Source organism: Flavobacterium sp., assembly GCF_043778725.1.
Lineage (GTDB): Bacteria > Bacteroidota > Bacteroidia > Flavobacteriales > Flavobacteriaceae > Flavobacterium.
Genome location: NZ_JAYWFT010000117.1, coordinates 17215 through 28593, shown reverse-complemented (window position 1 = coordinate 28593; position 11379 = coordinate 17215). Strand labels below are relative to the sequence as shown.

At 27.6% G+C, this 11379-nt stretch carries 12 protein-coding genes and 1 pseudogene; 9 read left to right on the top strand and 4 right to left on the bottom strand.

Annotation, left to right across the window (positions count from 1 at the left end; all coding sequences use genetic code 11):
- The 3 genes and pseudogenes from ACH2CG_RS11240 to rimP form a co-directional block, all read right to left on the bottom strand.
- Positions 1-351 (bottom strand): annotated as a pseudogene (locus ACH2CG_RS11240) (translation initiation factor IF-2); the annotation flags it as partial.
- Positions 352-395: 44 nt separating this feature from the next.
- A complete protein-coding gene (nusA, locus tag ACH2CG_RS11235; protein WP_395065206.1) occupies positions 396-1637 on the bottom strand; it encodes a transcription termination factor NusA in 1242 nt (413 codons plus the stop codon).
- 10 nt (positions 1638-1647) lie between these two features.
- Positions 1648-2115: a ribosome assembly cofactor RimP gene (gene rimP / locus ACH2CG_RS11230; RefSeq protein WP_395065204.1), complete on the bottom strand. Its 468-nt coding sequence runs from the start codon at positions 2113-2115 to the stop codon at positions 1648-1650.
- 175 nt (positions 2116-2290) lie between these two features.
- On the opposite strand from rimP, the gene ACH2CG_RS11225 reads away from it, so the two are divergent.
- From ACH2CG_RS11225 to ACH2CG_RS11205, 5 genes are all read left to right on the top strand, one after another.
- The gene (locus ACH2CG_RS11225) at positions 2291-3115 is read left to right on the top strand and encodes a universal stress protein (protein WP_395065202.1); all 825 of its coding nucleotides are present in this window, start codon (positions 2291-2293) and stop codon (positions 3113-3115) included.
- 313 nt (positions 3116-3428) lie between these two features.
- Positions 3429-4757: a phage integrase SAM-like domain-containing protein gene (locus ACH2CG_RS11220; RefSeq protein ID WP_395065200.1), complete on the top strand. Its 1329-nt coding sequence runs from the start codon at positions 3429-3431 to the stop codon at positions 4755-4757.
- A 24-nt stretch (positions 4758-4781) separates the two neighbouring features.
- On the top strand, positions 4782-5654 hold the full coding sequence (locus tag ACH2CG_RS11215; RefSeq protein WP_395065198.1) for a hypothetical protein: 873 nt from the start codon (positions 4782-4784) through the stop codon (positions 5652-5654).
- 82 nt (positions 5655-5736) lie between these two features.
- Positions 5737-6030, top strand: coding sequence for a helix-turn-helix domain-containing protein (locus ACH2CG_RS11210; RefSeq protein WP_395065196.1), 294 nt, complete (start codon positions 5737-5739; stop codon positions 6028-6030).
- A gap of 82 nt (positions 6031-6112) precedes the next feature.
- Positions 6113-8350 carry a VapE domain-containing protein gene (locus ACH2CG_RS11205; RefSeq protein ID WP_395065194.1) on the top strand — a complete coding sequence of 746 codons (2238 nt, stop codon included), beginning with the start codon at positions 6113-6115 and terminating at the stop codon, positions 8348-8350.
- A gap of 399 nt (positions 8351-8749) precedes the next feature.
- Here ACH2CG_RS11205 and ACH2CG_RS11200 read toward each other — a convergent pair whose 3' ends face one another.
- Positions 8750-9121 carry a helix-turn-helix domain-containing protein gene (locus ACH2CG_RS11200; RefSeq protein WP_395065192.1) on the bottom strand — a complete coding sequence of 124 codons (372 nt, stop codon included), beginning with the start codon at positions 9119-9121 and terminating at the stop codon, positions 8750-8752.
- Between the two features lie 172 nt (positions 9122-9293).
- Between ACH2CG_RS11200 and ACH2CG_RS11195 the strand changes: the two genes are divergently transcribed.
- From ACH2CG_RS11195 to ACH2CG_RS11180, 4 genes are all read left to right on the top strand, one after another.
- Positions 9294-9593, top strand: coding sequence for a hypothetical protein (locus ACH2CG_RS11195; RefSeq protein ID WP_395065190.1), 300 nt, complete (start codon positions 9294-9296; stop codon positions 9591-9593).
- A 20-nt stretch (positions 9594-9613) separates the two neighbouring features.
- Positions 9614-9847, top strand: a complete 234-nt coding sequence (locus ACH2CG_RS11190; protein WP_395065188.1) for a hypothetical protein — start codon at positions 9614-9616, stop codon at positions 9845-9847.
- A 63-nt stretch (positions 9848-9910) separates the two neighbouring features.
- Positions 9911-10612, top strand: coding sequence for a GLPGLI family protein (locus ACH2CG_RS11185; protein ID WP_395065186.1), 702 nt, complete (start codon positions 9911-9913; stop codon positions 10610-10612).
- On the top strand, positions 10596-11315 hold the full coding sequence (locus ACH2CG_RS11180) for a GLPGLI family protein (RefSeq protein WP_395065184.1): 720 nt from the start codon (positions 10596-10598) through the stop codon (positions 11313-11315). Before ACH2CG_RS11185 ends, ACH2CG_RS11180 begins: the two co-directional genes overlap by 17 nt.
- The last annotated feature ends 64 nt before the right edge of the window (positions 11316-11379 follow it).

The window sequence follows — 11379 nt, the reverse complement described above, 5'->3', positions numbered from 1 at the left end:
AATTTTTCCAACTTGTTTAGGCCCAGAAACTACTGCTTTAGCTTTAATTACTTCAAGACGTTGACGCTCTTCTTCTACTCTTTTCTTGTCCTCAATTTCTTTTTCTCTCTCAAGACGAAGTGCTTCTTTTTCTTTCTTTATTTCCTCGCTAACGCCTTTTGACGCTTCCTTATTGCCTTTATCACCAGCAAATTGATTTTGTAGAATATCAAACTCTTTGTCGGATATCTTAGCATTTGGGTTTGCGTCAATAGCAATACCTTTATCCTTAAGATAGTCGACAGCTCTTTCTAACGAAATATTTAATTCCCTTAAAACTTTGTTTATTCTAATATTTCTTTCTTCAGACATAAAATCTTTTATAAATTCTTTTTTTTTATTTTGGGGTGAAAGAATTAGTTTTCAAACTCTTCTTTCAGTATGCGCATTACTTCTTGTATAGTTTCTTCTTCTAAATCGGTTCTTCTTGCTAAATCAGCAACGTCTTGTTTTAAAATACTTCTGGCTGTATCAAGACCAATTTTGGCAAATTCGTCAATAATCCAAGCGTCTATTTCATCAGAGAATTCTGTTAACTCAACATCATCATCTTCAACAGTACTTCCTTCTCTAATTACGTCTAGCTCATAACCAGTTAACAAACCTGCTAATTTAATATTTTGTCCACCACGACCAATAGCTTTTGAAACTTCTTCTAATTTCAAGAAAACCTCAGCATGCATAGTTTCTTCATTGATTTTTACAGAAGACACTTTAGCTGGGCTCAATGCTCGTGTTATTAATAAAGAAGCATTAGTTGTGTAATTTATTACATCGATGTTTTCGTTTCCTAATTCGCGAACAATTCCGTGAATACGTGAACCTTTCATTCCAACACAAGCTCCAACAGGATCTATTCTATCGTCATAAGAATCAACGGCTACTTTTGCTTTTTCACCAGGAATTCTTACTACTTTTTTAATCATAATTAAACCGTCGAATACTTCAGGAATTTCTTGCTCAAATAATTTTTCTAAAAACTTCTCTGAAGTTCTAGACATAATAATTTGAGGTTTATTTCCTTTTAATTCAACGCTTTCTATAATTCCTTTAACATTATCTCCTTTTCGAAAAAAGTCAGATGGAATTTGTTTTTCTTTTGGCAATACAATTTCATTTCCTTCATCATCAACCAAAATTACAACTCTAGGTCGAACATGATGTACTTCTGCTGTATAAATTTCGCCTATGATATCTTTAAATTGTTTGTACAAGTTAGTATTATCATGCTCGTGGATTTTAGAAATCAAGTTTTGGCGTAATGCTAAAATTGCTCTTCTTCCCAAATCTATAAGTTTTACTTCTTCTGAGACTTCTTCACCAATTTCAAAATCGGGTTCAATTTTTCTTGCATCAGAAAGCGTAATTTCTAAATGTTCTAAATCTAAATCGTCATCAGCAACTACAATTCTTCTTTGCCAAATTTCCATATCTCCTTTATCAGGATTTATGATAATATCAAAGTTGTCATCAGAGCCATACTTCTTTTTTAAAGCATTTCTAAAAACATCTTCTAAAATCGCCATAAGCGTTACTCTATCAATAAGTTTATCGTCTTTAAACTCTGAGAACGAGTCGATTAATGCAATATTCTCCATTATTCTATAATTAATTAAAATTTACTGTAACAACTGCTTGTTTTATTTCACCGTAGGGTAATCCTTGTCTTTTTTGGACTGTTTCTTTACCTTTACCTATCTTCTTTGGCTCTCTTGCTGACCAAGACAACACAATATACTCATTGTTTGCTTCTATTAATTCTGCTTCGATAGTTTCATCATTTGCTTTAACAATTAAAGTTCTACCAACATTTTTTTGATATTGTCTAATTAATTTTAAAGGCGATCCAACACCTACCGATGCTACTTCTAGAGCAAAATCATGTTCTTCTCTATCTAGATTATTTTCTATTATTCTACTAATATCAATGCAATCTTGAAGATTAACACCGCTATCACCGTCCAAAGTTACAATAATTTTGTAAGTGTCTGAAATTGATAAATCTATCAGGAAGATTTCGGGCTTTTCTAATAAGCCTTCATTTAAAAGTTTTAAAACTTGATCTTTAAATGTCATATTTTTATAAAAAGAGGGAAGCAGTGCTTCCCTCATTATACCATTTCTGTTTAATAATGGTGCAAATATAGCATTTTTTTTTATATGACAAATATCATTTAATAATCTTAAAAAAAATTCTTATCTTTATCAAAGAAAATTTAAACTAAATAGAACCAATAATTTATATTTTATTATGAAAAAGATTTTAATACCAACCGACTTCTCTGATCATGCCGAATACGCTTTGAAGGTAGCGGCACAGATTGCTAAAAAAAACAATGGTGAAATTATATTACTGCACATGCTAGAATTACCGCATCAAGGCAGTGATGCATTAGGATCTGGATCTGACATTCCTGAAATCATGTTTTTTAAAAATGCAGCTATTAAAAAATTAGAAGATTTAATGGATGAAGATTATTTAGAAGGAATTAAAGTTTCTGAAGTTGTTCAATTTGAATTGGCATTTGACGGGATTTTAAAAATAAGTTCACTAAATAATGTTGATTTAATAGTTATGGGATCGCATGGCGCTAGTGGATATAAGGAAATGTTTATTGGTTCTAATGCAGAAAAAGTTGTAAGAAATTCAGATGTTCCGGTACTTATCATTAAAAAAGAAGAAGGAGAATTTAAAGTTAATGATTTTGTTTTTGCATCCGACTTTAATGATGAAGTAAAGAAACCATTTGAAAAAGTCGTTGAATTTGCAAATAAATTTGACTCAACATTACATTTAGTTACCGTTAACACTCCTAATAATTTTAAATCTACTTCGGTTGCACAAGAAACCATGAACAATTTTATAAAAGGATTTAATGTACAGAAAGTTGTTACACACATCTACAATGAAACCAATGTAGAGAAAGGAATTTTAAACTTTGCCAACAGCGTTGATGCTGACTTGATAGGAATGAGTACCCATGGTAGAAAAGGTCTTTCTCACTTTTTTAATGGCAGTATTAGTGAAGATTTGGTAAATCATTCTACGCGTCCTGTTGTAACATTTAAAATATAATTTTTAAAGAATCACATCCTAAACCTCTCATAAACTGAGAGGTTTTTTTATATTTCAAAACCTTTTAATTAGTAAAAACAAAAAAGTCTTTCATTTCTGAAAGACTTTTTGTTGGTCTACAAGGACTAGCCAACCTTTAATTTAAAGAGTTTGTAAATACTTAAAAACAAGCTTAATCGCCTTTATTTAAAGGATTTAGATTTGTTTTTGTTTGATATTTAATTAAGTACAATTAAATCAAATTCAAATAAATTAAAACTTTTAGGGGATTATTAGGGGATTATTTTATATTTGCATTATAATAATTCATACAATGAAAATTAATCTAGTACTTAAAGGCAAAAACAACCCTACAAATATCTATTGTAGATTTAAACCAACACAAATAAACGACTTTATTTGCACTACTGGAATTTGGATAAAAAGAGAGGATTGGAACGAAAAGAACCAACAAATAAAACTAAAGTCCAATAACACAAATAAAGATTTAATTAATACAAAGTTAAGAGAATTAGAACGTGTTGTTTTAGATAAATGGATTTCTGACACATTAAACAAAAAAAATATTTCAAAAAATTGGTTAAAAGATGTTGTAAATACATTTTTCGGGAAATCTACAACTAATGAACTTTATAAAATATATTTCATAGAATGGATTGAAAAATTTATAGAAGAAGCTCCAAAAAGACTTTATAAAGGAAATCCTATTTCAAGCAAAACAATACAACAATATTCAACTACATTAAACAAGTTGATTGCCTATGAAAAAACAAAAGATATTAAAGTAAGATTTGAAAATGTAAATCTACACTTTCATAAAGATTTTATAGATTATTGTAGAACGATAGAAAACTTAGGAAACAATTCTATCGGAGGACATATAAAAAATATAAAAATGTGGTGTAAAAATATTGAGTTAGATGGTTTACCAATAAGCCCACAATACAAACATTCTGATTTTACAGCAACTCAAAGCGAAACAAAAGACATTTATTTAACTGAAAAGGAAATTGACAAAGTGTATAAATACGATTTCCAAAACAATTTTAGATTATCGAATACTCGTGATTTATTTATAATTGGTTTAAGAACTGGTTTAAGGATTTCTGATTTTATGAGATTAGGAGTTTTGAATATAAAAGATGAAAAAATTAGAATTGAAACCGTTAAAACAAAGCAGAAAGTAATTATTGCAATGCACCAACAGGTAAAACATATTCTTGAAAAAAGAAATGGTGAATTACCAACAGCAATTTCTGACCAAAAATTTAACACATATATTAAAGAAATTTGTCAAATAGTTGGAATTAACGATGTTGTAGAGGGTGCAAAAAATACTAAAATTGTATTGAAAGAAAAAACAGAAACCACCCCCGAAGTTGTAATACATCGAAAAGAAATGGGCAATTTTGAAAAATGGGAACTCGTTACATCTCACACTTGTCGCCGTTCTTTTGCAACAAATTTATATGGCAAATTACCCAACAAGGTTATTATGGCAATAACTGGACATCAAACAGAAACACAGTTTTTAAAATACATTAAAACAACTAACGAGGAGTTTGCGGATATTCTAGGTGATTTTTGGAATAAGGAAAAATCTAAAACAGAAAATGACACAGAAAAATTAAAAGTAGTATAAAAACAATTTTAGACAATATAAAAAATGAATTTCAATTACGAAGATATAGAAAATAGAAAATTTGTAAAAAAATTTAACATCAAAGATTTAGAACTTTCAAACATCGATAGTCTTATTTTTAATAATGTATATACAGAAAATGAGCCATTTCAATTTGAAATTTCAAGTTTTACTAAAACTGAATCAACAGAATTTGAAACAAATATTTATCTAAATTCCAAAAAATATCATTTAAACGAAACTATATTAAAAGAAATTTATGTATCTATCCGTTTTTTTATTGAAATTGTAACAACTGATGTAGAATTTGATTTAAACAAAATTTTAACTAACATTGAAGCTAGAATTGAAAAAACCGATAAGATAAAGTATTTACAAAAAAAGCATAGAGATTTATATTCTAAAGTTAAAAATGAATCTGAATATCTTGTTTATGCAGAAATAAAAGAACTTAATGGGTATCTCAATTGGGAAGATTTAGTATTTGATTATCTATCTGGAGAAAGTGAGTTTATTAAAAAATATTTAACCTCTGATTTTGAAATTTCTGACATTCCAAAACATATTTTTGAAATGTGGAAAAAATATTATTTAATAAAAACACAAATAGATTTTTGTAAAGAGCAAATTAATGTACTTCAAAGTATTGAGAATAAACCTAATTTTATTGATACTTCATTACAAGTTTTTCTACTTGAAGAAATAATTAATATAAAAGACTGGAGTAGTATAAGCGCAACAAAAAAAGGCAATATTTTATGTCATTTGCTTGGTAAAAACAAAGACAACATTAAAAAGATTTATCTTGAACTCGACAAAAAAAGTTCCGAAAATTCAGAAAAACTTTTAAACGATAGAAAAAAAGCAGATGAAATAATAAAAAAACTATTAGGGTAACTCGCAGGGCTACCCTAATAGTTTTAACCCCATTAACCTAAATTAAGTTTGTGCCATAATTAATAAAAAAAGAAATTAAATTATGGCAAAAGAAATCTTGCAACTCGAAAACATTAACGCTAACGATTTTAAAAACGAAATTGTAAAAGATGTTACCCAAGCACTTAAAGGATATGCTACTACTTTGCAAAATTCCGATAATGAAATACTTTTAACAAGAGAAGAAACTGCAAAAATGCTTTCTGTCTCACTTGTAACTTTATGGACTTGGACTAAAAATGATATTATTCCAGCTTATCGAATTGGTAATAAAGTTCGCTACAAAAAAGCAGAGGTACTAACTGCTCTACAGCAAATGAATAAATTTTCTTCATAACAGAAATTATTGAAAATCTAATAATAAAAAACCATTGCAATTGTACTTCAAAATCATTGCAATGGTTTAAAAATTTTATATTATGAGTACCTATTCAATAAGCAAAGACTTAATATTGAAGCATACTAATTGCAATGATATTTACACCAAGTTTTTAGGACTTAATGATTTTCCTAAAGGAAATATTTCAAGTCCATTTTCAGACGATAAAAAGCCAAGTTTTAAAGTTTATAAATTTAACGGAACTTTTAAATGCAGTAGCACAGGAAAGCAAGGAGATGTTTTTCAATTTGTGGCAGAACTTAAAAATCTTAATTGTAAAACAGACTTTAAAAAAGTTTTAGAAATCATTGCAATGGAAATGAATTTACCATTGCAATACAATTGCAATTCTTTTGAAAAACCGTATAAAATAGTTGAAAACCTTGTCAAATCTAGCAATACAACCATTGCTATGCCATTGCAATACAATTGCAATGAAATTGAGAAAACCATTGCAATGGAAAAATCAACATCAAAATTAATAGTAACAATTAGAGCGTTTACAAAATTAGATTTATTGTATTGGAGTAAATTAGGTGTTGAAAAAAGTACATTAGAAAAATATAAATTACACTCCATTTCAAGCTATTGTTGGAGTGAAAAGAAACCAATTTACACTAAAAAAGAAAGTGTAGCTTTTGCCATAGAATTGAATGGCAATTTTAAACTTTATATTCCAAATCAAACTGAAATAGGAATAAAGAAAAATGTTTTACCACCATTTCCAACTGGAATTTTTGGACTTGAGCAATTAGGTACTCAAAAAGTAGAAAATTTAATTATCTGCGCTGGAGAAAAAGATACAATTGTAGCAAGTTCAAGAGGTTTTAGTGCAGTAACTTTTGGAAGCGAAGCATCACATCCAAAAAAGGAACAAATTGAACAATTGCAATTCAATTGCAATTCTTTATTCATTTGTTATGACAATGATAAAACAGGCGAGAATGGTAAAAATGCTTTAATAAAAAGATTTCCTAAAATAATACCATTGCAGTTACCGTTAAATAAAAATATAAAAGGATATGATATTACAGATTATTTTCAACAACACAACGCTCAAGATTTCCAAGAAATAATTAACCTAGCAGTAAAAAATAAAAATGGTGTAGAAGTTTCAAAAGAAAAAGAACTTACAACAATAATTCACATTACTGAAAATTATCTAAATGAAAATTACAATATTAGACACAATATTATTGCAAATGAAATCGAAGTAAGTAAAAAAGAATTGAATGAGTGGTTGCCGTGCAATGAAAATACGCTTTGGATTGAAATGCAAAAGAAAAATATCAAAGTTCCAGCCTCAACACTTGAAAAAATTCTAAAAAGTGATTTTGTAGTTAAATTCAATCCGCTTATAGATTATTTTGAAAACTTACCTCTTTGGGATGCTAAAACAGATTATATAAATCAATATACTCAATACATCACTTTAGCAAAAGACGAAGATAGAAAACAGTTTGAGTATCATTTTAAAAAATGGTGTGTTAGAACTGTTAAATGCGCTATAATTGACGGCTATTTTAATAAAAATGCTTTTGTATTATCTGACGATGGAAAAGGACAAAACATTGGTAAAACAACTTGGATTCGATTTCTATGTCCTGATATTCTCTCGGATTATATTGTAGAGAATATGCCAAAAGATGAAAAAGACGCAAAAATACTTTTAACGCAAAATTTTTTAATCAATTTGGACGAATTAGCATCATTAACCAAGCAAGAAATAAACACCTTAAAATCGTTGTTTAGTGCTGATAAAATTAAAGTTAGATTCCCTTACGATAAAAAAGATACTATCGTTAGACGTGTTGGCAGTTTTATAGGTTCTACAAATATGAGTACTTTTTTACAAGATGAAACTGGTTCTGTTCGGTGGCTTTGTTTTGTGGTAGATAAAATATGTTTTGATTATAAAAAAGAGTTTGATATAAATAATTTATGGAAACAAGCATTTTATCTTTCAAAAGATAATTCTTTTGATGAAACAATTACATCAGAAGATATGCAACTCAATGAAATTAGAAACGCTAAATTTCAAATCTCATCACCCGAGAAAGATTTAATTAATAAATATTTAGAAATTCCACAAAATTTAGAAGAAACGGAATATTTATATGCAACCGAAATTCAAAAGTATTTACAGGAATTAGCTTATAATGTTCCGTTACATTCCAACGCTTTAGGAAAAGCTTTGAAAAGTTTAAAATTTGCTAATATCCGAAATTCCAAAGGCAATGTTTATGCAGTAAAAAGAAAAGATTTAAGCGTTATTTAAAAATTATAAAAAGTGTTACTGTATTGTAGCACTTTTTTTATGTCATTAAGTAACATATCTAAAATATTCAAAAAACACCTACATTACCTACACTACCTACATAAAATCAATAATAATAAACCTTTAGAAATTTTTTAATAATTTTATTAGCCTACACAAGCCTACATTAGCTTACATTTTAAATAATTATAACAATGTAGGCTAAATTATAAAATGTAGGTTAATGTAAGCTCAAAAAAACTTATTAAGCCTTGTCAATAAAGAAAAATGTAAATTGTGTAGGTAATGTAGGTATATTTTCAAGAAAATAAATTAATTTTTATTTTTCTGCATAATTTTAATACAAAAGATTTATTAAAAATAGTATTTAGCCTTTATTCATTGGGTAAAATAAAATTTCTATCCTTTGTTAAGCATTTTCTGTAACTGCTCAATCATAGCATCTTTATCTTTTAATCTTGATTCGTATAACTCTATGATTTTTTCTGATAAGTTATTAATAACAACATCACTATTCAAATATCCTGTTGATTGTTCTTTGACAATTTGAATGTTTTTATCCTTGCCAAGTAATATATCTTCTATAGATACTTCAAGAACAGTACTTATCTCTTCAAGATGCAAAGCCCAAGAATTAGTTTCGCCATTTTCAATTCGTTGATAAGTTGAATAAGAAACTTTTAACATTTCAGCCATTTTTTCTATAGAAATATTTTTGTCTTTTCTTATTTCTCTTATTCTTTTTCCTATACTTTTGTTTGTGCTGGTCATATTTTGAATGTTTTAGATTAAAATAATAAATTATAGGTCAAATTTAGAATAAAAAAATCAATATTTGATATGCTCTTTTTCGTACAAATTAAGTTAACTTTAAAATTACAAAATTTCTCGAGAAAACAATTTTGTACAATAAAAAAATATTAATTTTAAAAACACTAATTTTATGAAAAAATTATTTTTCACAGCTATCACACTGGTAGCTTTTAGTAGTGCTTCAATGGCTAATACAATTGCTGAGAAACAAGATGATACTATTGAAATTAAAAAATCAGAAACTTCAGTTACAAAAGAGGAAAACAAAAAAGTAAACATGGACTGCGGAGGCGTTTGGAGTGTTACTAGATTCTATGCTTTACAAGCTGGACTTCCTACACAAGTTGCTAATTGTATGGCTTTATCTGCTTATATTAAATGTATAGGTGCTGCGGAAGATGCGTATCTAGACCGAGGTGTTTTATGTTAAACTATAAATTTTAAAGACTTATGAAAAAAAATATTGTTATACTTTTATTTGCAGGATGTTCAATTTATGCAAATACCAAGAATCCTAAAAATTTACAAATCGAAAAAAAGATAGTCGTTGTAAACAGGACAAAATGTGAAATCGCTTGTGACAACATTTATACTTACTGTGTCAACCACGGTTTTACTAAGGAAGAAGCTAGATCTTATGCAGATGCGGCTCTTAAAGAATGTAAAAAACTAACTATTGAATAATAGTTTTTAATTTCTACTAGAATAATTATAACATTATTCTAGTAGAATTCAAAAAAAATAAACATGAAATATATATATACTTTTATCATAATTTTCTTCTCAATCAACACATTAATAAGCCAAGAGCTTAATGGATTTATAGAGTATTCATTAAGCATTAATGAAGATGAAGCCTTATCAAAAGGGGAATTAAGTGGATATTTTAAAGAAGCAACTGAAAATGCTAAATACATAAATTACATATTAGAATTTAACAAAAGTGAAATGAATTTTTATTTTAAAAATCCTGGTATAGATGGATTAAATTTAAATTTCAGCATTGCATTCTCTGGGGTTCTTGGATATTATTATAAAAAAACAAATACTAATACTGTTTTAAATGTTATTGATGATTTAGTTCTTGGAAAAATAACCTTAAAAAAAGATGTTTCTGTTTTATGGCAACTTCATAACGAATCTAAAAAAATACAAGATTTCACATGTTTTAAAGCAACAACTAAAATAAAATTTAATAATGGTGTTGGGGATTTTGAAAGAGAATTAACTGCATGGTACTGTCCAAAAATACCTTATTCTTATGGTCCAAAAGGGTATGGCGGATTACCTGGCATAATTTTAGAATTTCAAGAAAGAAATATTGTAATTGGCGCAAAAAAAATTGTATTTAATACCGACCCTAAAATTAAAGAACCCTCTTCTGACAAAATTACAACGGAAGAAGAATATAATAAATTATTAGAAAAACACTTTGAAGAAGAAAAATAATAAAACATACAGAAAACTATTTTATCTATTTATTTTTTTACACCAAATGGTATGGTGTCAAAATGAGATAAATCATGTAGAATATTCAATTTCATTAAACAAAAGCAAAGACAATAATGAATCTTATTATAGCATGTTGATTCAAAATTTGGATTCAAAAATGAAACAAATGAAATTTGATTTATTTTTTTCGGACAAAGTCTCTAAATTTTCTTTGAAAGACAGCTTAAATAACCCTGATGAGAATGAAATAATTTTAGAAATAGCTGGAATGTTAGGAAAAGAATATTATAGTAAAGTAAACTGTGATACAGTTTTTGCAAAAAATGCAAGATTTAGAAAATTCAAAAATAGAACTTGTTTTTCAATTTTAAAGAAAGATTGGGTTATTACAAGTGAAACAAAAAGAATTAATGGGTTTACTTGTTTCAAAGCATTTACATCAATAAACAAGGATTTTGGCGATGGAGACACAGTCAAAGACTTTAACAATCTTACCGCATGGTTTTGTCCTGAAATCAAAAGCTCATTTGGTACACAATGCTATAATGGACTTCCAGGTTTAATACTAGAATTAGAACAAAAGTTAGTTGTTTTTAAAGCAATTAAAACAGATTACAAAGAGGAGTCAAGGTATTTAACCTTGCCTTTAAAAAGCATAGTATCAGAAGCAGAACTATATAATTCTATTTATAAAAATTAATGACCTAATTTTGTTGTTTTCTAATTAATAATATAAAAATTATTTGAAATTCTTAGCAAAAAGG

What these genes read in the sequence shown, in the direction of transcription:
- rimP (WP_395065204.1), bottom strand. Translation starts at nt 2,115, where the DNA reads ATGACATTTAAAGATCAAGTTTTAAAACTTTTAAATGAAGGCTTATTA.
- ACH2CG_RS11190 (WP_395065188.1), top strand. Translation starts at nt 9,614, where the DNA reads ATGAAAAAAAATATTGTTATACTTTTATTTGCAGGATGTTCAATTTAT.
- ACH2CG_RS11220 (WP_395065200.1), top strand. Translation starts at nt 3,429, where the DNA reads ATGAAAATTAATCTAGTACTTAAAGGCAAAAACAACCCTACAAATATC.
- ACH2CG_RS11210 (WP_395065196.1), top strand. Translation starts at nt 5,737, where the DNA reads ATGGCAAAAGAAATCTTGCAACTCGAAAACATTAACGCTAACGATTTT.
- nusA (WP_395065206.1), bottom strand. Translation starts at nt 1,637, where the DNA reads ATGGAGAATATTGCATTAATCGACTCGTTCTCAGAGTTTAAAGACGAT.
- ACH2CG_RS11225 (WP_395065202.1), top strand. Translation starts at nt 2,291, where the DNA reads ATGAAAAAGATTTTAATACCAACCGACTTCTCTGATCATGCCGAATAC.
- ACH2CG_RS11215 (WP_395065198.1), top strand. Translation starts at nt 4,782, where the DNA reads ATGAATTTCAATTACGAAGATATAGAAAATAGAAAATTTGTAAAAAAA.
- ACH2CG_RS11200 (WP_395065192.1), bottom strand. Translation starts at nt 9,121, where the DNA reads ATGACCAGCACAAACAAAAGTATAGGAAAAAGAATAAGAGAAATAAGA.
- ACH2CG_RS11195 (WP_395065190.1), top strand. Translation starts at nt 9,294, where the DNA reads ATGAAAAAATTATTTTTCACAGCTATCACACTGGTAGCTTTTAGTAGT.
- ACH2CG_RS11205 (WP_395065194.1), top strand. Translation starts at nt 6,113, where the DNA reads ATGAGTACCTATTCAATAAGCAAAGACTTAATATTGAAGCATACTAAT.
- ACH2CG_RS11185 (WP_395065186.1), top strand. Translation starts at nt 9,911, where the DNA reads ATGAAATATATATATACTTTTATCATAATTTTCTTCTCAATCAACACA.